This is a genomic window from Streptomyces sp. NPDC001222 (genome assembly GCF_042896945.1).
In the GTDB taxonomy this organism is placed as follows: domain Bacteria; phylum Actinomycetota; class Actinomycetes; order Streptomycetales; family Streptomycetaceae; genus Streptomyces; species Streptomyces gibsoniae.
This window is the reverse complement of record NZ_JBIAXT010000034.1, coordinates 79084-101030: the sequence shown is the minus strand read 5'-3', so window position 1 is coordinate 101030 and position 21947 is coordinate 79084. Positions and strand designations below refer to the sequence as shown.

At 71.7% G+C, this 21947-nt stretch carries 8 protein-coding genes and 1 pseudogene; 4 read left to right on the top strand and 5 right to left on the bottom strand.

Annotation, left to right across the window (positions count from 1 at the left end; all coding sequences use genetic code 11):
* A partial coding sequence (locus tag ACFY2Z_RS33660; protein ID WP_390747844.1) for an SDR family NAD(P)-dependent oxidoreductase occupies positions 1-10129 on the bottom strand: 10129 nt, incomplete at its 3' end.
* Positions 10130-10332: 203 nt separating this feature from the next.
* Between ACFY2Z_RS33660 and ccrA the strand changes: the two genes are divergently transcribed.
* A complete protein-coding gene (gene ccrA, locus ACFY2Z_RS33655; protein WP_390747840.1) occupies positions 10333-11625 on the top strand; it encodes a crotonyl-CoA carboxylase/reductase in 1293 nt (430 codons plus the stop codon).
* 13 nt (positions 11626-11638) lie between these two features.
* Positions 11639-13720 carry an aspartate aminotransferase family protein gene (locus ACFY2Z_RS33650; RefSeq protein WP_390747839.1) on the top strand — a complete coding sequence of 694 codons (2082 nt, stop codon included), beginning with the start codon at positions 11639-11641 and terminating at the stop codon, positions 13718-13720.
* 63 nt (positions 13721-13783) lie between these two features.
* On the opposite strand, the gene ACFY2Z_RS33645 is transcribed toward ACFY2Z_RS33650, so the two are convergent.
* Positions 13784-14968, bottom strand: coding sequence for an acyl-CoA dehydrogenase family protein (locus ACFY2Z_RS33645; protein WP_390747838.1), 1185 nt, complete (start codon positions 14966-14968; stop codon positions 13784-13786).
* A 265-nt stretch (positions 14969-15233) separates the two neighbouring features.
* Between ACFY2Z_RS33645 and ACFY2Z_RS33640 the strand changes: the two genes are divergently transcribed.
* Positions 15234-15866, top strand: a complete 633-nt coding sequence (locus ACFY2Z_RS33640; protein WP_390747837.1) for an NADPH-dependent FMN reductase — start codon at positions 15234-15236, stop codon at positions 15864-15866.
* Between the two features lie 172 nt (positions 15867-16038).
* Here the strand turns inward: ACFY2Z_RS33640 and ACFY2Z_RS33635 are convergent, their stop codons facing one another.
* Together ACFY2Z_RS33635 and ACFY2Z_RS33630 are read right to left on the bottom strand one after the other, a co-directional pair.
* On the bottom strand, positions 16039-18840 hold the full coding sequence (locus ACFY2Z_RS33635; RefSeq protein ID WP_390747836.1) for a BTAD domain-containing putative transcriptional regulator: 2802 nt from the start codon (positions 18838-18840) through the stop codon (positions 16039-16041).
* On the bottom strand, positions 18837-19652 hold the full coding sequence (locus ACFY2Z_RS33630; protein WP_390747835.1) for a BTAD domain-containing putative transcriptional regulator: 816 nt from the start codon (positions 19650-19652) through the stop codon (positions 18837-18839). The genes ACFY2Z_RS33635 and ACFY2Z_RS33630 overlap by 4 nt, the downstream gene beginning before the upstream one ends.
* A 728-nt stretch (positions 19653-20380) precedes the next feature.
* Between ACFY2Z_RS33630 and ACFY2Z_RS33625 the strand changes: the two genes are divergently transcribed.
* The gene (locus ACFY2Z_RS33625) at positions 20381-21121 is read left to right on the top strand and encodes a TetR/AcrR family transcriptional regulator (protein WP_390747834.1); all 741 of its coding nucleotides are present in this window, start codon (positions 20381-20383) and stop codon (positions 21119-21121) included.
* 363 nt (positions 21122-21484) lie between these two features.
* Here the strand turns inward: ACFY2Z_RS33625 and ACFY2Z_RS33620 are convergent.
* A pseudogene (locus ACFY2Z_RS33620) lies at positions 21485-21919 on the bottom strand (Gfo/Idh/MocA family oxidoreductase); the annotation flags it as partial.
* Positions 21920-21947: the final 28 nt, after the last annotated feature.

Sequence of the window (21947 nt, the reverse complement as noted above, 5' to 3'; positions counted from 1 at the left end):
ACAACGCCCCCACACGCTCCGCCGACGCCTGCACCGCCACCATCGCCCCACCCGACGGCAACCCCTGCATCAACCCCGCCCGCGCCGACACCAACGCCACCGCATCCGACAAACCCATCACCCCAGCCACATGCGCCGCCGTGATCTCCCCCACCGAATGCCCCGCCACCACCGACGGCCGCACACCCCACGACTCCAACAACCGGAACAACGCCAACTCGAACGCAAACAAAGCCGGCTGCGCAAACTCCGTACGCTCCAACCCCCGCCCCGAAGCAATCACCCCCGCCAACCCCGACGAAAACCGCCCACACACATCCCGGAACACCTCCCCGAACACCGGAAACACCGCCGCCAAACCACCACCCATCCCCGCCCACTGCGCCCCCTGACCCGAAAACACCATCCCCAACCGACGGTCGGCGGAGGCGAGTTCAGGGGTGAGGCGCGCGAGTTGCTCGACGGCGTCGGCGGATGTGCGAGCGGCGATCGCCGTCCGGTACGGCAACGGTGACCGGGACGTGGTGAGGGAGTACGCGACGTCCAGCGGGTCCGCGGTGCCGTCGCGCAGTAGGGCCGACAGGCGTTCGACCTGGCCGTGCAGGGCGGTGGCCGAGTCGGCGGACACGACGAACGGCAGGACGGGCGGGACGGCCCGCTCCGGCGCAGGCGCGGGCTGAGGCTCGGGCGTGGACGCGGGCGCCTCCTCGAGAATCACATGGGCGTTCGTTCCGCTGATGCCGAACGACGACACACCCGCCCGACGCACCCGACCGGGAGTACGCGGCCACGGCCGGGAGCGGTCGAGCAGCCGTACGCCACCGGAGTCCCAGTCGACCTCGGGTGTCGGCTCGTCGGCGTGCAGTGAGCGGGGCATCCGCTCATAGCGCATGGCCTGTACGGTCTTGATGATGCCCGCGACGCCGGCGGCGGCCTGGGTGTGGCCGATGTTGGACTTCAGGGAGCCGAGCCACACCGGGCCGTTCTCTGCCCGCTCCTGGCCGTAGGTCGCCAGCAGTGCCTGTGCCTCGATGGGGTCACCGAGCCGGGTGCCGGTCCCGTGTCCCTCCACCACGTCCACATCCGAGCCCGACAGGCCTGCGTCGGCCCACGCCGCGCGGATCACCCGCTCCTGCGCCAACCCCGAGGGCGCCGTCAGCCCGTTGGAAGCACCGTCCGAGTTCACGGCCGAGCCCCGCACGAGACCCAGCACCGTGTGCCCCAGTCGGCGGGCGTCCGACAACCGCTCCACCAGCAGCATCCCGACGCCCTCCGACCAGCCGGTGCCGTCCGCGCCCGCGCCGAACGACTTGCACCGCCCGTCCGCCGCCAGGCCCTGCTGTCGGGAGAACTCGACGAACGTGGTCGGGGTGGCCATCACGCTGACCCCACCGGCGAGTGCCATCGCGCATTCACCGTTCCGCAGCGCACGGACCGCCAGATGCAGGGCGACCAGCGACGAGGAGCACGCGGTGTCCACGGTGATCGCCGGACCGTGAAGACCGAATGTGTACGCGATGCGGCCTGAGGCCACACTGCCCGCGGCGCCGGTCATCAGATAGCCCTCCACCCCTTCCGGAAGGGACTGGGCGCGGGCGGCGTAGTCGTGGTAGGCGACGCCCATGAACACACCGGTGCGGCTCTCCCGGACGTCGGAGATCGGGATGCCGGCGCGTTCCCATGTCTCCCACGCCACTTCGAGAAGCAGCCGCTGCTGGGGATCCATGGCGAGAGCCTCGCGGGGGCTGATGCCGAACAGGGCGGCGTCGAACTTCCCCGCGTCGTACAGGAATCCGCCGCGGCGAGTGGCCGAGCGGCCGGTCGCGGACGGGTCCGGGTCGAAGAGTCGGGCGGTGTCCCAGCCGCGGTCGTCGGGGAAGTCACCGATCGCGTCGGCCTCGTCGGCGACGAGACGCCAGAGGCCCTCGGGGTCGGCCACCTCACCGGGGAAGCGGCCGGCCATCGCGACGATGGCGATCGGGTCGTCGCCGACGGCTTGGGGTTCCCCGGCCATCGGTGTCTCGGCCACCGCGGCGGAAGCGCCACCGAGGACACGGTCGCGCAGATGGGCGGCGAGGGCCGCGGGGGTCGGGTAGTCGAACAGTACGGTGGCGGGCAGGGCCAGGCCGGTCGCGGCCCGCAGCCGGTTGCGCAGTTCCACAACGGTGAGCGAGTCGAAGCCCGACTCGCGGAACGCGCGGTCGGTGGGGATCGAGTCCCGCTCGGCCGCGTCGTGGCCGAGGGCGGTTGCCGCGTGCGCGAGGATCAGGTCCAGCAGATGACGGTCCTGGTCCGGCCGGGACAGCCCGGCCAGTCGTGCGGCCAGCCCGTTCTCCGCGACGGCCGCGCCTGCGACGGCACGGACCGGTGTGCGGACGAGTCCGCGCAGCAGCGGGGGAAGGTCGTTCTCCCGTGCCCGGCGGCGCAGCGCCGTGAGGTCGAGGTGGGCGGGCAGCAGCAGGGACCGCTCGCCGCCGAGTGCCGCGGTCAACAGTGCGAGGCCGTCCGTGGTGGACATCGGGGCCAGGCCGGTGCGGCGCAGCCGCGCGATGTCGGCCTCGGCAAGGCTGCCCAGTCCGCTGGTGCGCTCCCACAGCCCCCACGCCAGTGACAGACCCGGCAGTCCCTGGGCACGGCGGCGGTACGCGAGGGCGTCCAGGAAGGTGTTCGCGGCGGCGTACGCCGACTGGGCCGGGGTGCCGAGCACGCCCACGGCGGAGGAGAAGAGCACGAACGCCGACAGCGGCAGATCGCGGGTCAGCTCGTCCAGGTGGACCGCGCCGTCGACCTTGGGGCGCAGTACCGCGTCCAGGCGCTCGGGGGTCATCTCCTCCAGCGGGCCGTCGTCGATCGCGCCCGCCAAGTGGAAGACGGCCGTCAGCGGGTGCTCGGGCGCGATGTCGGTGAGCAGCGTGGCGACTTCGGTGCGGTCGGCCACGTCGCAGGCACGGACGCGGACGTCGGCGCCCGCCGCGGCGAGTTCGGCGGTCAGCTCGGCGGCGCCGGGGGTGTCCGCGCCCCGCCGCCCGGTGAGGATCAGATGCCGGGTCCCGGTGGCGACGAGGTGGCGGGCCAGATCGCCGCCGAGGGCGCCGAGGCCGCCGGTGACCAGGACCGTGCCGTCCGGGTCGATGACGGTCGGGGCGGAGCCGGCCGCCCGGACCAACCGCGGTACGAGGAGGTCGCCGTCGCGGATCGCGGCCTGCCCCTCGCCGGCCGCCGCGGCGCGCGCGGCTGTGCGGCGGACGGCGGCCTCGTCGGCGGTGGCGTCGGCGTCCAGCAGCAGGAACCGGTCCGGGTGTTCCGCCTGCGCGGACCGCACCAGGCCCCAGACGGCGCCCTGGGCCACGTCCATGACGTCGCTGTCGTCGCGGACCGCGACGGCGCCGCGGGTGAGCACGACCAGCCGGGCCGACGGGGAGTGCTCCTCGGCGAGCCAGGTGTGCAGGGATGCCAGGACCCGGGCCGCCGTGGCGCGGGCGAGCGCCGCCGTGTCTCCGTCGGCCGATGCCACGGTCAGCAGCGTGAGTTCGGTGTCGGCGGCCGTCCCGGCCGGCAGCCGCTGCCAGTCCAGTCGGAACAGCTCGCCACCGCCCGTCGGTCCGGCCGCCAGGTCCGCCGCGGAGACCGGCCGCAGCAGCAGGGACGCCACGCTCGCCACGGGGGCGCCGGCTGGGTCGGTCGCGGTAACGCTCACCGCGTCGCCTCCCGCCGGGGCGACGTGCACCCGCAAGGTGGTGGCCCCGGCCGCCCACACGGACACGCCGGACCAGGCGAACGGCAACCGCAGCCGTCCCGCCCCGGCACCGGGGGTGCGCAGCAGCTCGGCGTGGAGCGCCGCGTCCAGCAGTGCGGGGTGCACGGCGTAGTGGCGGGCGTCGGCGTGGTGGACCTCGTCGAGGGCCACCTCGGCGTACATCTCGTCGCCTCGGCGCCAGGCGGCGCGCAGACCCCGGAACGCGGGACCGTACCCGTACCCGTCGGCCTCCCGGTCCGCGTAGAACGCGCTCACGTCGACCGGTTCGGCGCCGGGCGGCGGCCAGGCGGCGGGGGCCGCCGTGACGGTGGTGGTGTCCCTCGACAGCGATCCGGAAGCGTGCCGTGTCCAGGGCGCGTCTCCGTCGGTCGCGGGACGGGCGAACACGGCGACCTGCCGGGTGCCGTCGGCGTCGGGCGCGTCGACGGTGACCCGCAGTTGTGCCGCGGTGCCCTCGGGCAGCAGGAGCGGCCGTTCGACGGTCAGCTCCTCGATGCGGGCGCAGCCGACCTCGTCGCCGGCCCGGAGCGCCAGCTCGACGAAGCCGGTGCCGGGCAGCAGCGCGGTGCCGCCGACCGCGTGGTCCACGAGCCAGGCGGGTGCGCGCGGCGACAGCCGGCCCGTCAGCACGACCTGGTCGTCGTCGACCGCGGTGAGCACCGCACCGAGCAGCGGGTGGTCGGCCGGGGCGAGCCCCGCCGCCGCGACGTCGGCCGGACCGGTCCGGGACGCCAGCCAGTGCCGGCGCCGCTGGAACGGGTACGTGGGCAGGTCGACGCGGCGGGCGCCGGTGCCGTCGAGCGTCGCGTCCCAGTCCACGGGGACGCCTCGGACATGGGCTTCGGCGAGCGAGCGGAGGAAGCGTTCCCGGCCGCCCTCGTCGCGGCGCAACGTGCCCACCGCCGCCGGGTGGTGGCCGGCCTCGTCCGCGGTGTCCAGCAGCGCTGACAGGAGCAGCGGATGCGAGCTGCACTCGACGAACGCGCCGTGGCCGTCGCCGAGCAGCGCGAGCACGGCGCCCTGGAAGTCCACCGGCTCACGGGCGTTGCGGAACCAGTAGCCGTCGTCGAGGTCGCTTGCGTCGAGCACTCGCCGGGTCACCGTGGAGTAGAGGGGGATCCGCGGCTGGTGGTGGACGATCCCGGAGAGCAGATCGTGCAGGGGTTCGCGCAGCGGATCGACGAGGGCGCAGTGCGAGGCGCCGGCGCGCACCACGACGCGGGCGCGTATGCCGTCGGTCTTGCAGTCGGCGACGAAACGTTCGATCTCGTCCGGTTCCCCGGCGACGGTGACCGCGACGGGCCCGTTGACGACGGCGAGGTCGATGGGGGCATTCCGCTCGGCGATACGGCGACGCACGTCGTCGGCGGAGAGTTCGACCGCGGCCATCATCCCGCGGCCGGGCAACGCGTCGGCGAACAGACGGCTGCGACGCACCACGATCGTCGCCGCGTCCCGCAGTGTCACCGCCTCGGCGACGCAGGCGGCGGCCAGTTCACCCTGCGAGTGTCCGATGACCGCCGCGGGCCGCACCCCGTGCGCCTGCCACAGTGCGGCGAGGGACACCATGACGGAGAAGTTCACCGGCTGGGCCACATCGGTGCGTTCCCAGTCGGCGGCGCCCGGACGGCCGAGCACGGTGTCGAGCAGGGACCAGTCGACCAGCGGGTCGATCGCCTCCGCGCACTCGTGCAGCCGGGCGGCGAAGGCCGGGGCCTGCTCGTACAGGGCGGTGACCATGCCGGGCCACTGTGCGCCGTGTCCGGGGAAGACGAAGGCGATGCGGCCGGGGTCCTCGGCGGTGCCCTGCACCGCGGCCGCCGCCGGGGTGCCGGCGGCCAGCGCGCCGAGGGCGTCGGCCGAGCCCGCGCGGTCGGCGGCCACGACGACGGCGCGCTGTCGCAGCGCGGCACGCCCGTGGACCAGGGAGAACGCCACGTCGGCGGGGGCGAGTTCCGGATGCGCGTCCAGGTGCTCCCGCAGTCGTGCGGCCTGTTCGCCCAGCGCGTCCGGGGTCTTCGCCGACAGTGGCCAGGCCACCGGACCGGCCGGGGCCGCCCGGGGCGGCTCCGCGTCCGTCTCCGGCGGCGCCTCCTCCAGGATCAGATGGGCGTTGGTACCGCTGATGCCGAACGAGGACACACCCGCTCGTCGCGGCCTGCCGTCGGTGCGCGGCCAGTCGACCGCCTCGCTGAGCAGGCGGACCTTGCCCGAGCTCCAGTCGACGCTGGGGGTCGGCTCGTCGATGTGCAGGGTGCGCGGCAGCACGTCGTACCGCATCGCCATGACCATCTTGATCACGCCGGCCACACCGGCGGCGGACTGGGTGTGCCCGATGTTCGACTTGACCGAGCCGAGCCACAGCGGCCGGTCGCCGGGGCGGTCCTCGCCGTACGTCGCGAGCAGCGCCCGTGCCTCGATCGGGTCGCCCAGCCGGGTGCCGGTGCCGTGCGCCTCGACCGCGTCGACATCGGCGCCGGTCAGCCCGGCCGCGTGCAGGGCCCGGCGGATGACCCGGCGCTGTGCCGAACCGCTGGGTGCGGTGAGCCCGTTGGAGGCGCCGTCGGAGTTCATCGCCGAACCGCGGATCACGGCGAGCACCGGGTGGCCGTGGCGGCGCGCGTCGGAGAGCCGTTCCAGCAGCAGCATGCCGGCGCCCTCGGCCCAGCCGGTGCCGTCGGCGGCCGCGGCGAACGCCTTCGACCGGCCGTTGGGGGACAGCCCGCCGAGCCGGCTCAGTTCGGCGAACACACCAGGGGTCGGCATGACGGTCACTCCGCCCGCGAGCGCGAGCGAGCATTCGCCGCCGCGCAGTGCTCGCGCCGCCGAGTGCATGGCCACGAGCGATGCCGAGCAGGCGGTGTCCACGGTGACGGCCGGGCCGCGCAGACCCAGGACGTAGGCGATACGCCCGGAGGCGACGCTCGGAGTGGTGCCGGTGTAGAGGTAGCCGTCCGAGCCGTCGCTCGGTTCGCCCATCCGCGGCCCGTACTCCTGGAACGTGGCGCCGACGAACACACCGGTGTCGCTGTCGCGGACCGAGCCCGGGTCGATGCCCGAGCGTTCCAGGCACTCCCACGACGTCTCCAGCAGCAGCCGCTGCTGCGGGTCCAGCGCGGCGGCCTCGCGTGGGCTGATGCCGAAGAACCCGGCGTCGAAACCGGCCACATCGGTCAGGAAGCCGCCCTCGCGGACGTACGAGGAGCCGCGGCGCTCCGGATCGGGATCGTAGAGCCGGTCGACGTCCCAGCCTCGGTCGGAGGGGAACTCACCGATCGCGTCGACGCCGTCGGCCACGATCCGCCACAGGTCCTCCGGGGAGCGCACTCCGCCGGGGTAGCGGCAGGCCATGCCGACGATCGCGATGGGGTCGTCGGCGGCATCGGGCGCGGCCTCGGGCACCTCGTCGCCCGCGTCCGAGCCGGACCGCAGATACTCGGCGAGCCGACCGGGGGTGGGGTGGTCGAAGACCAGGGTGTCCGGCAGACTGCGGCCGGTCTCGGTGGCCAGTCGGGCGCACAGCTCCACGGCGGTGGCCGAGGTGAGGCCGAGATCACGGAATGCCCGATCGACCGGGATCTCGCCGGGCGTGTCGGAACCGAGGACGGCGGCGGTGTGCCGCCGCACCAGATCCAGCGGGTCCACGTCCGCCGGGGCCCCGGCCCGGGGGTCTACGGCGGGGGTGGCCGCCGCGGGGCCCGTCGCGACCGGTGTGGGCGGCGGCGTGGCGGCGGACCCGTCGGGCAGCCAGTGCCTACGGCGTCGGAACGCGTAGGTGGGCAGGGCGACACGGCCTCCGCCGCCGATCACCGCCGCCATGTCCACGTCGGCGCCGGCCACGTACAGGGCCGCCAGGGCCTCCACCACCGTCGTGGGCTCCGGACGGTCGGAGCGCATGGTGCTGAGGAAGCGGCGGCCGTCGGGAACACCGGACCTGGCCGCGGCGGCGAGTACCGCGTCCGGACCGAGCTCCAGGTATGTGGTGACCCCCGCCGCGTCCAGGCGCCGTACGCCGTCGAGGAACCGGACGCAGTCACGCACGTGCCGCACCCAGTACTCCGGATCGCACAGCTCGGCCGCGGTGGCGATGTCACCGGTGAGGTCGGAGACGACCGCCAGTCGGGGAGGCGCGTAGGACAAGGACCGGGCGACCGCCCTGAACTCGTCCAGCATCCCGGCCATCCGGTGCGAGTGGAACGCATGGCTGACCCGCAGTCGGCGGGTTCGGCGGCCCGCGGCTCGCCACCGGTCGGCAAGCTCGTCGACGACTTCGGCGTCGCCGGAGATCACCACGGCGCGCGGTCCGTTGACCGCGGCGACGCCCACCCGGTCCTCCAGACCGGCGAGCAACTCCCGGACCTCGTCCTCGCTCGCCTCGACGGCCGCCATCGCACCGCCCTCGGGCAGTGCCTGCATCAGCCTGCCTCGCGCGGTGACCAGGGCGCAGGCGTCCGGCAGCGTCAGCACCCCGGCGACATGGGCGGCCGACAGCTCGCCGATCGAGTGACCGAGCAGCAGAGCCGGGCGCACACCGAGGCCGGTGACGAACCGGTGGAGCGCGACCTCGACGGCGAACAGACCGGGCTGGGCGTACTCGGTGCGATGCACCAAGTCGGCCCCGGGCGAGCCGGGTTCGGCCCACAGCACATCACGCAGGGGCCGGTCCAGTACGGCGTCGAAGTGCGCGCACACGTCGTCGAAAGCGGCCGCGAAGGCAGGGTGAGCGGCATACAACTCGCGCCCCATGCCGAGCCGTTGCGCGCCCTGGCCGGTGAACAGGACCGCGACGTCGCCGGTACCGGGCTCGCCCTCGACGGTCCCGGCTCCCGGGGCCCCCTCGCCCAGCGCCTCGAGGCGGGTGAGCAGGGTGTCTTGGTCGTCGGCCACCACCACGGCACGCGCGGGAAACGCGGTGCGGGAGGCCAGGAGGGATGCCGCGAGGTCGGCCGGTCGCTCCTGCGGCCGGTCGCGCAGCCACCGGGCGAGGCGGCGGGCCTGGGCATGCAGAGCTGCCTTGTCGTGGCCGGACACCGTGTAGAGCAGCGGCAGCGTATGACCGGCCGGCGTAGAAACCTGGACGGCATCCTCGACGACCGGTGCGGGGGCGCTCTCCAGGACCAGGTGGCAGTTGGTGCCCCCCATGCCGAACGAGCTGACCCCGGCGACGAGAGGCGCGTCCGTCCGGGGCCACGGGCCCAGCCGGTCCTGCACCCGCAGTCGCCACTCGTCCATCCGGATACGCGGGTTCGGGCTACGGTAGTTGAGGCTCGCGGGGAGTTCGCCGGCCCGCAGCGCGAGCACCACCTTGAGCAGGCCGGTGATACCGGCGGCGGCCTCCAGATGGCCCACATTGGTCTTCACCGAGCCGACGAGCAGGGGCCGGTCGACGGGCCGTGACCGGCCGAGGGCCGCCCCGAGCGCCTCCGCCTCGACCGGGTCGCCCACCCGGGTGCCGGTGCCGTGCAACTCGACGTACTGGACGGCGGCCGGGTCGACGCCCGCCCGGTGGTACGCCGCCTCGATCACCTCGCGCTGCGCGTCCGGGTCCGGGGTGGTCAGATCCGGGCCCCCGCCGTCGTTGTTGACCGCGCCACCGCGGATCACGCAGCGGATCTCGTCGCCGTCGAGCAGGGCCCGGCGCAGTGGCTTGAGCACCACCACCGCACCGCCCTCACCGCGGACGTAGCCGTTGGCGCGGGCGTCGAAGGTCCAGCACTCGCCGTCCGGGGACAGGCCGCCGAACCGTTCGACACCGACGGTCGCCGCGCCGGTGAGGTTGAGCTGCACACCGCCCGCGAGCGCGACGTCGGACTCCCCCGACCGCAGGCTCTCGCAGGCCAGATGAACGGCGACCAGGGACGACGACTGGCCGGTGTCGACGGTCATGCTGGCGCCGCGCGCACCGAGCAGATAGGACAGCCGGTTGGCGATCAGGCCACGGTTGAGACCGGCCAGGGTATGTGGCGAGACGGCGTCCGGCCCGGCGTTCGCCGTGAGCCGGGCGTAGTCGTCGGCGATCGCACCGAGGAAGACGCCCAGCCGGGTGCCGCGTACGCGGTCCGGCACGATGCCCGCGTTCTCCAGTGACTCCCAGCCCAGTTCGAGCGCAAGGCGCTGCTGGGGGTCCATGGCGGCTGCCTCGCGCGGCGTGACGCCGAAGAAGTCGGCGTCGAACTCCTCGACCTGGTCGAGGAAGCCGCCCCGGCGCAGACGCACGGAGGCGTCGCGCCACCGGTCGGCGGGCGCCTCGGTGATCGAGCTCCGGCCGGCGCGCAGCAGCTGCCAGAAAGCGTCGGGGCCGGCCGCACCGGGCAACCGGCACGCCATTCCGACAACGGCCACGGGCTCCGGGGGACGGTGTTCCTCATGCATGTCTACGGCCACGACACCGACGTTAGGTGCGGCGAGCCACTGACCGGGAACTCGCGGGAATCCAGCCCGGATTTTGCCGCGAAGAACGGATGATTACCCGGCCGGTACTAGGTTCCGCAGGAGACCAGACGATGCCGGGAGCTGCCGTGAATCCATTTCTGGAAGCGATTCTCGAGAACCGACCACCGGATGCGATCGAGCGCATGGAATTGCCCGACGAATTCGTCGCGGCTCATTTGCGCGCCGAGGACACCGGCATGTTCCGCGATGTCGCACACAAGGACGTGCGCAAGTCGCTGCGGGTCGGTCCGGTGAGCATGCCGGAACTGGCCCCGGACGAAGTGGTAGTCGCGGTGATGGCCAGCTCGATCAACTACAACACGGTGTGGTCGGCGACGTTCGAGCCGATCCCGACCTTCACCTTCCTGCGCAGGTACGCGGCGCAGGGCGGCTGGGCGGCCCGGCACGACCGCCCGTTCCAAGTGGTCGGTTCGGATGCCGCGGGAGTGGTCGTGCGGATCGGCTCCGGGGTGCGTCGCTGGAAGGTGGGCGACCATGTCGTCGTGCACCCGGTGCATGTCGACGAGCAGGAGCCGGTGACCCACGCCGACGCCATGCTGGGCGCAGAGATGCGCGCTTGGGGCTACGAGACGAACTACGGCGGCCTCGGTGAGTTCGCGATCGCGCGTGCCAGCATGCTGGTGCCCAAACCGGCCCACCTGACCTGGGAGGAAGCGGCCGTCACCCCGATGTGCGGCAGCACCGCGTATCGCATGCTCGTCGGGTCCAACGGCGCCCGGATGAAGCAGGGCGACGTGGTGCTGGTCTGGGGCGCCGCCGGCGGCCTGGGCGCGTACGCGGTGCAGTTCGTGAAGAACGGCGGCGGGATCCCCGTCGCCGTGGTCGGCTCGGAGCGCAAGGCCGAAGCGGTCCGAGCGCTGGGCTGCGACGTGGTGATCAACCGGTCGGAGATCGGGCTGAGTGACGACCCCGACCCGTCTCCCGAGGACACCGTGGCCGCCGGGAAGCGGCTGGGCAACATCATCCGCCGGGAGACCGGCAGCGACCCGCACATCGTGTTCGAGCACGTCGGGCGCGCCACCTTCGGCATCTCGATGTTCGTCGTGGGCCGTGGCGGGGCGGTGGTCACCTGCGGTTCCAGCACCGGATACCACCATGAGTTCGACAACCGCTATCTGTGGATGCGGCTCAAGCGGGTGATCGGCAGCCACGGCGCCAACCTGCAGGAGCAGGTGGAGACCACCCGCCTGGTCGCGACGGGCGCGATCGCGCCCACGCTGTCCGCTCTGTACCCGCTCTCGGAGGCGGCCGAGGCGACGCGACTGGTGCAGAAGAACGAGCACGTCGGCAAGGTCGGCGTGCTGTGCCTGGCGCCGGAACCGGGCCTGGGTGTCACCGCGCCGGAGCTGCGCGAGCGGATCGGCTCCGACCGCATCAATCCTCTGCGGGCGTTCGCGCCCGCGTCCTCCCTGTGAGAGGAGCATCGTGATGGACGAGCTGGCGGAACGCTATCTGGGCAGGGCCCTCTCCGCGTGGGGGCTGGACGTGGAGTACGTCCGTGCCGAGGGCGACCTGATGTACCTGGCCGACGACGACGGGCAGACGGCGGTCACCGACTTCGTCGGCGGCTTCGGCTCGCTGTTCTTCGGCCACAACCACCCGGAGCTGGTGGCTCACGCCAGGTCCCTGCTGGACGCGGGCACACCCAGCCATGCTCAGCTGTCCGAACGCACCGAGGCGCAGCGGGTGGCGTCGGCGCTCAACACCATCACCCGGCGGGAGTTGGACGCCGGTGAACCGTACGAGGTGGTCTTCGCCAACAGCGGCGCCGAGGCGGTGGAGGCGGCCATGAAGCACGCCGAGCTGGCCCGGGTGTTCCGGCTCGGCGCGCTCACCGGCGAGTTGGCCGAACACGCTCGGGTCGCGCGCGCCCAGGTGTGGGCCGGTGACGCCGAGTTGTCGCCTGCGGCCGCCGAACTGGCCGGTCCGGACGCGGACATCGACGCGGTGCTGGAGGAGGCGGGGCGGCGCAACGCGGAGGCGTTGAGCCGGGCGCCGGAGTTCTTCGCGCTCGAGGGCGGCTTCCACGGCAAGTTGGTCGGCAGCCTGCAGCTCACGCACAATCCGACGTTCCGTCTGCCCTTCCAGGCGCTGGGGGCGCGCGCCCGCTTCGTCCCCGCGGACCAGCCGGAGGACGTGCTGAAGCATGTCGAGGCCGAGCAGCCGTACGTGCTCGACATCGTCGCTGAGAACGGCGTCGTGGAGGTGCGGCGGCTGGCCGTGCCGTTCGTCGCGGGTTTCGTCGTGGAGCCGATCCAGGGCGAGGGTGGTATCAACGAGCTCACCGCGCAGCAGGCGGAACGGATCAGCGATGTGTGCCGCGCGGTGGGCTGCCCGCTCATCGTCGACGAGATCCAGACCGGCGCGGGGCGCACCGGGTCCTTCTTCGCGAGCGCGCGGATCGGCCTGACCGGCGACTACTACACGCTGGCGAAGAGCATCGGCGGTGGCCTGGCCAAGACGTCGGTGCTCCTGGTGCGGCAGTCGTCGTACGTCAAGGAGTTCGAGCTGCTGCACAGTTCGACGTATGCCAAGGACAGCTTCTCGTGTGCGGTCACCGAGAAGGTGCTGGAGATGCTGGAGCGCGACGACGGGGCGGCCTACCGGCAGGCGGCCGAGCGTGGGACGCGGCTGCGGAGCGCCCTGGAGGAGGTCCGTGCCGAGTTCGGCGATGTGGTGCGCAGGGTGCGGGGGCGGGGGCTGCTGCTCGGGTTCGAGTTCGCCGACCAGTCGGCGTCCGGCTCTCCGGTGATCCGCAACTACGCGCGCAGCGGATTCTTCGGCTTCGCCGTCTCGGGCTTCCTGCTGCGCAAGTACGGTCTGCGGCTGATGCCGACCGGCAGCGCGCCGAACACGCTGCGGATCCAGCCGTCGTACGGGATCGACGACGCGGCGATCGACCGGTTGGCGGCGGGTCTCCGTGACATCTGCGCGGTGCTGCGGCACCAGGACGCGCTGCAGCTCGTGCACCCGCTGACCGCTGTGGAGGCCCCGGCGCCGCGCGACGATGTGTGGGACTTCCGATCCCCGGCGCCGCCCGGCCCCGAGGCCGAGCCGGCCGCTGCCCGGGTCGCGTTCGTCGCCGAGTTGGGCACTCCGCATGCGCTACGGCGATTCGATTCCTCCCTGACCGGCCTGGACGACACCACGCTACGCGCCTTCGTGGCCCGCTCGGCCCCGGTGCGCGCCATGGCCCCGTTGCCGCCCGTACGGTGCCGGACCACGGAGGGCACCACCGTGGAGGTCACCGTCTTCCCGCTCCTGGTCGACGAGACGGTCGGCGACGGCGCGGGCACCCTCGCGGCCGATGTCGCGGGGCAGATCGGTGCGGCACACGCCGCGGGGCACACGACGGTGGTGGTCAGCCCGGCGCTACGGCGGCTGACGGGCACGGACGCGCCGACGACAGGGGTGCGCGCTCCGAACGGCTTCGAGCTGCCCCCGGGCTTCGGTGTCGACGCGGAGCCCGCCCTGCTGCCGACGGAACTGGCCGAGGCCCTGCGGTCCTGAGAAGCGAACGACGAACGGCCCCGCCCGGCGCATCGGGCGGGGCCCTTCTGCTGCCGGCCCGGGTCAGAACAGCAGCGACACGGGGGCGCCGATGCCGAGCAGCGACCGCGCGTAGTCCTCGAAGATCATCGGCCGGTTCAGCGCGGTGTGCCGACTGCCGATCTCCAGGTCCCGCCAGTACCGCTGGACCGGGTTGGTCTGCGCGAAGCCGCTCGTGCCCGCCAGGTCGAGCAGGCGCTGCATCGCCTCGCGGCAGCGCTCCAGCGAGGTGACCATGTGCATCCGCAGCCGGGCCCGCTCCGCCGGCGTCGCCTCCTCGCCCTCCGGCACCGCGTCGAATCCGTCGGCCACCGCGAGCATGTGCAGCATGCCGGTGTCGATCAGATGCGTCGCCTCGGCGAACTCCTGCTGCACCGACAGCGAGTCGATCGCCCGGGAGTAGGTGGAGAAGGCCAGCGGCTTGTGCTCCTCCAGTTTCTCGCGGACCACGTCCAGCGCCCCACGGGCGCCGCCCACCAGCGAGGACAGCGAGTGCAGATTGCCCTTGATGAGAACGGTCGCCGGCACCGGCGACTCGGCCTCTCCGTCCGCCTTGAGCGGCGCGAACTGCACGAAGCGGTCCGGGACGAACAGGCCCTCGGCCACCATCGCGTGGGTGCCCGTGCCGAGCAGCCCGGCCACCTTCCAGGTGTGCTCGATGCGCAGGTCGGTGGGCGGCGCCATCATGTTTGCCACGCCGGTCTGTTCGCCGTTGTCGTACACCGGCACCCAGGCGAGGAACGCCCAGTCGGACAGCTCGCAGCCCGAGGCGTACGGGAAGCGGCCGTTGACCCTCAGTCCGCCGTCCACCCGGTCGGCGCGCAGCGCCGGGTCGAGGCTGGCGGCCGAGAGCATGACCGTGTCCGGGTTGTCGCCGTAGATCTCCTGCAGACCGGCTTCGGGCATCAGCATCACGAGGTCAACGGAGGCCGCGTGGTTGGCGGCGATCCAGCCCGTGGACGGGCAGCCTCGTCCCAACTCACACAGGACTTCCACCTGGTGACGCATCGACAGCTCCCAGCCGCCCCACTGGCGCGGCGTGCTCAGGCGCAGCAGGCCCGCGTCGCGCAGGGCGGACATGTTCTCGTCCGGGACCTTCGATTCCTTCTCGGTCTGCTCGGCGTTGCGCCGCAGCAGCGGGATGAGCTCCCGCGCCCGGTCGATCAGCTCCTCGCGGGTGGGTACCCGTTCGACGGTGATCAAGGACATCGCGATTCCTCCTCGGGGGCCCTTCGCGGGATGGCTTCGTCCCACGCCTGTGGGCAGTTCCGCGAAATGGCCACCAGGCGATCGGCGATGGCCTGCCTGACCTTGCGCGACATGCCCACGGCGGCAAACGTTAGCGAGCGGTTTCGGGAATCCGCCCACGACGCTGTAATCACGCGTCCCGCTCCGCTGGAATTCGCCGTTACCTGCAAAAGAACGGGTAATGGAGACGCGTCAGTAGGGTGTGCGCGTGGACCGAGGGAGAACCATGCAGCGACCTGTCAACGTACTCGGTATCGGTGGTTCCACCCGGCCGGGCTCGACCGCCGAGCGGGCCCTGCGCGCGACCCTGGCCGCCGCGGAGCGCCATGGCGCGACCGTCACGATCATCGCCGGCACCGAGCTGATGATGCCGCTCTACGACCAGGCAGAGACGGTGTCACCGCCCGCCCGGCGGCTCCTGGCCGCGCTGGCCCGGGCGGACGGCGTGGTGATCGCGAGTCCCGCCTATCACGGCAGCACGTCCGGACTGCTGAAGAACGCCTTGGACCACATCGAGGAACTGCGCACCGACGAACGCCCGTACCTCAGCGGGCGCGCCGTCGGCTGTGTGACCGTGGCACAGGGCTGGCAGAGCGGTGTGTCCACCCTGGGTGCCCTGCGGACGATCGTGCACGCGCTACGGGGCTGGCCGACACCGATGGGGGTGGTCGTGAACACCTCCGCGACGGGCTTCACGCCGGACGGCCGCTGCGCCGATCCCCGGCTGCAGGAGCAAATGGAGACGATGGCACGGCAGGTGGTGGAGTTCGCCCGGATGTACGCCGGTGGCGACGAGGCACCCGGTGTCGCCGAACCCGCTGTCCTCGGCGGTCTGGTCCGGCCGGATACCGCACGGTGACCTGGTTCCCGGCACATCCTGTCCGGCCGATTCGGACCGACATCCCTTGTGCGGCGCTGTCTTGACGGTATATCAGGTCTCAGACGGCCCTGGCCCACTTCCTCGGCCCGCACTGGTGTAGGGCGTCCGCCCGGCATCGCATCGCTCTGCCGGGCGGTACCGCGTGCCCGTGTCAGGCCGCAGCCGCGGCCCCCTTCAGCCGGACCTCCAGCCTCCGCGCGAGCCGTTCCAACCGCGCGAGCCCCCGCGCCACCGGCCCGTCCGGCGCCAAGGCCCAGGGGTCTCTTCTACCGTGCTGCTTCTTCTGGCGGTCCGCCCAGGCCGCGAACGCGACCCGTCGGGCGGCCCGTCGGGCATGCGGAATGCGCGCGTACACCACGCGTCCCACCAGCTCGTGCCAGAAGGCGTACTGGACGGGGCCTTCATGCCCGCTCTGCTCCACCCTGACCAGCACGCCGCGCTGCGCGAGGTCCTCCAGTACTGCGGCGGCCGTGTCCCTGGCGCACCGCCGCATCGCCGCCACCGCGTCCGCGTTCACGGTGCCACCCGCCACGGCCATGTCCTCCAGAACCGCTCGGACATCGCTGGGCAGTTCGTCCAGCCGGGCGGCGATCACCCGCCGGACCACCGCCGGGACGAGACTTGCCGTGGCGTCGGCCGAGCCCTGGCCGGGCGCCGCGGAATCGGGTCGGATCCGGTCCGCGAGCGACCGTACGAACTCCGCTGCGAACAAGGGGCTTCCGTCCGCCAGCGACACCATGGTCTTGGAGAGGTCGTGGATGAGTTCCGTCCCCACGGTCCCCACCGCTGACTCGGGCCCGATGCGTATCCCGTGAGTGTCGAGCAGCATCCGCACCTGTTGCGCAACCACGGTGTCGGGCAGGCGCGACAGCGGGACGGTCACCACGGCGCCTCCCGACGAGTTCCACCGAGGCCGGCGCTCGAACAGTTCCGGCCTCGCCCCGCCGAGCACGAACAGCCGGGATCGGACGGAGGGATCGGTCTGCCGGTCGACGAAGTCCAGCAGCGTCTCGTCGGCGGCGTGCAGATCGTCGATGACCATCAGTACGGGCCGCTGCGCGGCGAACCGCTCCAGGAACCGCAACCACGCCGCCAGAACCTCACCGGGCGGCGCCGTGGAGTCGAAACCGTGGACGCCCGCGATGAGCACCAGCAGTTGGGAGAACATCCAGTCGGCCTCCTCCGCGCTGGCCGCCGTCCGCCGGACGGCCGCCCACAGCTTCTCCCTCGCCTGCTCCGGCTGGTCGTGCGGGGCGATGCCGCAGCAGCGTGACAGCTCCTCCGCCACGACGGCCAACGGGCTGTCATCGACCTGGCAGGGGAAGAGGTGCGCGACGAAGGGTCCGGCCTCGCCGTCGCGACGGCGGACCACCTTCTCGAACTCACTGATCAGATGGCTCTTGCCCAGGCCGGGCTCACCGACCACCAACGCGATACGGGGGCGCTCCTCCGGGCCCGCCCGGTCCAGCAGGCTGAGCAGCACGTCGAGGTCCTGCCCGCGGTCGAGCAGCGGCACGCCGTGGTTCTGCGAGCTCGCGGGACGGACCCCCGCCACGGTCCACAGCGCGGACGAGACACGCGCCCGCCGGTAGTCGATCCTCGATGTGGTGTGCCTCCGGACGTCGTCGCCGACCCACACCTCGTCGGCCGGTACCAGCGGCAGCATGGAGTGACACCTGTCCAGTGCGGTGCCGGTCGCCGACGGCGGGCTGCCCTCGTCGGAGGTGTACCGGACGAGTGCCTCCCCTGTGTCCACCGCCGTTCGCACGCCGACGCCGGGCAGTGCGGGGTGCGGTCGGCTGAAGCGGTGCCGGATCGCCAGTGCGGTCAGCACGGCCCGCATGGCATCGTTGTCGCGGCTGCGCGGCGCCCCGAAGATCAGCAGCCACAGCGATCCGACCTTGGCCGCCACGGTCCCGCCGAAGCGGTGCGCCTCGGCCGTGACCACCTCGTTCACCGTCTCCATCGCCGTGTCGACATGCTCGGGGTCGGGACGCCCGCCCTCCGCGTCGATCGTGGCGCGGAGCAGCACCACACTGACCTCCCTGCGTTCCCGCACGGGGGCTGCGAGGTCGGCCGCGGTGATCGGTGCGGACATCGGCTCGTCCTCGAGGCCTACGGGCAGCGGCTCCGTCGGCGCCGCCGTCCGGGCACGTGCCGATGCCGGCACATACAGCAGCGCCGGGTCATGTGTGAGGATCGCCTGCTGGAGATCCCTCAGGTCGCGGCCCGGCTCCAGACCGAGGTCCGAGATCAGCGACGTCCTGGCCCTGGCGTAGGTGCTCAGCGCGTCGGCCTGTCGTCCGCTCCGGTACAGCGCGAGCATGAGCTGCCCGAGCAGTCGTTCACGCCGTGGCTCGGCGCAGACCGTCGACTGGAGTTCGGGCAGCACCACATCGTGGTGACCCAGCGCGAGTTCGGCTTCGAAATATTCTTCCAGCACGTCGAGGCGCGTGTTCTGAATCACCTTCAGTTCCGGCCAGGACACACCCGTTTCCGCCAGGTCGGCCAGCACGGGGCCGCGCCACAGGGCGAGTGCGTCGCGGCGCAGCGCCGATGCGGCATCCGGCGCGCCCCTTTCCATCTCCGCCCGCCCCTCCGCCACCAGCGCCCGGAACCGGTACAGATCCACCGTCTGCGGCTCGATCCGCAGCATGTAGCCGGGTGTACGCGTGAGCAGTGCCACCGAACCGTCGGCCGTCTGCTCCTCCTCGTCCGCCTCCAGGAGCCGGCGTAATCGCCACACCGCGTTCTGGACCACCTTGCGGGCCGAGGCCGGTGCGGGTCCGTCCCATAACGCGGCGATCAGCTTGCTCGTGGCCACGGCCTCGTTCGCATGGAGGAGCAGATATCCCAGAGCGGCCCGCTGCTTTGTTCCGCCGAGGTTGATCAGGCTGCCACGCCGGACGACCTCGAGCGGCCCCAATACCCTGAACTGAATCCGCCCGTTCATCGCACCTCCAGGAAGCCCATCGGGTAACCGGTCACTGCGGCAGGCGAGTTCAACGCCGGTGAATGCGTGAGAATGTCCTGCTCCAGCCTTCGCAGCACCCGGCTGGGAAGGACTCCTGAACCATCGACGATGGCGGCCTGCGCGTGCCGGTACACGTCCAGCGCCTCGGCCTGTCGGCCGCTTTGGTACAGCGCGAGCATGAGCAGCGCGAAAAGCCGCTCGCGTGCGGGTTCGACGTCGGAGAGGACGACGTTCAGCTCGGTGATCACCTCCCGGTGGCGCCCGAGCATCAGATCGGCGGTGAACCTGCCTTCGAGGGCAGCCCACCTCGCCTCGCGCAGCGGAGTCAACTCGGGCCATGTCACGCCGACCTCGATCAGATCGGCCAGCGCCTCTCCCCGCCACAGCCCCAGGGCGTCGCGCAGGGTACGAGCGGCTTGCTCATACAGTCCGTCCGCCAGTTCCTGCCGGCCGTGCTTGACGAGGCGGGCGTGGCGGGACAGGTCCACGTGCTCCGACGGCACCTGCAGCATGTAGCTGCCACGACTGGTCGTCAGCGAACACGACGGGCCGTACGGGCGCTCCCCGGTCGACAGCATTCTGCGCAGACCGGACACGGCGTTCTGGAGGATCTTTCGCGCGGTGGGGGGCTCGTCCCAGGCCCACAGCGCGCTGATGAGTCTGCCCGTGGAGACCGGCGTGTTGGCGTGTAACAGCAGAAAGCCCAACGCCGCACGTTGATTCACTCCACCCAACCGTAAGGGGACGCCGTTGCGCACTACTTCTAATGGGCCAAGCAGATTGAACTTCACGGCATTACTTCCCGTCTTGAATTCCGCTGCTCTGCCCCGGCAAGCCGCCCGAGGTCGACCCGGTACGCTTCGGCCGCCGGGGAAGGGAGATCTTCGGGTAAGGCGCACCAATATGCAGGTGAGATCGACTTGCTGAGCAAGATGGGAAAGTCCGGAACTTCTGATGTGCGGCGACCGGTCGGTCCGCCGCGAATTCAAGCGAAGTCTGGTTGAGAAACGGTCGGTGACGTGACGGTGGGGCAAACGGCTCTGTCTGCCACAAACGTCACTTGCCGGCGCCTGCGTGCCCGTTCGGGCTCGATGGCTCCGCCTCATCCACCGCACCGAGGCCGGCGGCGGGCTGTCAGCACCAGTGCCGCCCTTCGGGCGGCACACCCCCTGCACAACAGGGTCACCTTGCGGCCGGGACCCCCACTCCAGGCCGGCGCACATCTTCGGGCAGCTCGCGATGCGCGGGCTCGAACGCACGGCATCCGGTCAAGCTCATCCCGAAGAGCGTGGCCCGCTCGGCGCCCTGAGCGCGGCGCTCAGTACAGCCCGCTGAATCTCCCCGGCTCCAGACGGCATTGGCCTTCTCCGGCACGTCCAGGACGAGCTCTCCATCGGTCGTTCATGATCCACACCCCATCCCGAACGCCATTCCGTCTTACGAACACAGTTCTAAGCGACGAACGGCGTTCGTGTCCAGTATGTAATTCGTTACACTCAGTCAGATCGGAGGTGATCAAGTGGAGACACCTAGGTCTGCCTGGAACCGCGAACCGCGTGCAGTCAAGCGACTCTCCCGGGAACGCATTGTCAACACCGCGTTGGAAATTCTGGCAACGGAAGGCATGGAAGCGGTTAACATGCGCCGCGTTGCCCAGGCTCTCGAGACGGGCGCCGCCTCGCTTTACGCGCATGTATCCAACAAGACCGAGCTGAGCGAGCTCATGCTGGACCGAGTCCTGGAGATGGCGCCGGTACCCGATCCCGACCCGAAGCGGTGGACCGAGCAGATCTCCGAAGTCCTGCGAAACCAAGTCCGAGTCATGACCGCTTATCCGGGCATCGCCCGGGTGAGGTGCCAGACCATCACCCCGGTCGGGCCGAACGATCTGCTGCAGGCCGAGCGGATGATCGCCATCCTGCGGGCGGGCGGACTGTCCGTGCGGCAGGCGGCCCAGGCGACCGACATGCTCTGCCTCTACACCCGTGCCTTCGCCTACGCGATGAGCATGTGGACCTTCGGCACCGTCGACCGCGGCGACCAGGTCCCGTCCCAGCGCGAGCGGCAGATACGGGAGTATATGAACGCATTCCCCGGCGAGTTCCCCAACATGCTCCAGACGTCCGAGCTGTTCAGCGCCGAGACCGCTCCTGAACGATTCGACCTCGCCGTCGAGATGTTCGTCGCCGGCCTCACCTATCTCGCATCACGAAACGCCGACCGACCCGCAGACAACTGTCCCACCCAAACGGGCCGGTGACTCCGAACCTCGCGAAGTACCCCACCCGCGCCCGTTTCCCATGAACGCGGTGCCCGATCCGTGCCCGTTTGCCGGCGCGTCGGGCACCGCGTCGAAACGGTTCGGAACCCGCGCGGCTCGTCGGCGTGGACGTTCATGGAGCCGCTCGGCGTTCCGCGGGGAACGTGAGGTCCGGTCAGCTGCTTGACGTGGCGGAGCACGAGAGCGCTTTCGACCGAGTGCACGCCGTTCAGGGCGCCGATGCCACGGCTGAGGTCGTCGTAGCGGCGAACCGGCTCCACAGCGAGTTCATGGCCGGCACCGACTGACCCACGGGCGCAGTGGGGGGTACCGCCCCGGCACCAACTGACCCACTGCCGTGGTTCAGGCCCTGGTCGGAAGGACCGTTCGCGGCCGGACGGAGAATCCGGCGAACTGATAGCACTCGTCCATGAGCCTCATGGTCCTCAGCGCGTCCTCGGTGTCGAGCGCCGACGGTACACCGTGGCGCAGACGCGCGGTGAGAGCATCGAGCTGGTAGGTGTACGAGGTCCGCCGGCCGAGTTCCTCGGTGCGCTCACCGGCGGCTGTGCGCACCACCACCCGGTCGTCCAGGTGCGGTTGCACGAAGTTCACCGCCGTGGCCTGCCCACGAGTGCCCACGATGCGGCAGCTCATCTGCCCTGTGCGGTACGCCATATGGCAGCGGGCGGTACCGGTGGCCCCGCCCGGGAACTCCAGGTCGGCATGCAGCCACTCGTCGATGCCCGGAGCCCCGGCCCGTTCCCCACCACGTGCGGCGACGAGCCGCGGGGCGCCCGGGTACCGGCGACGACCTCGGTGAACG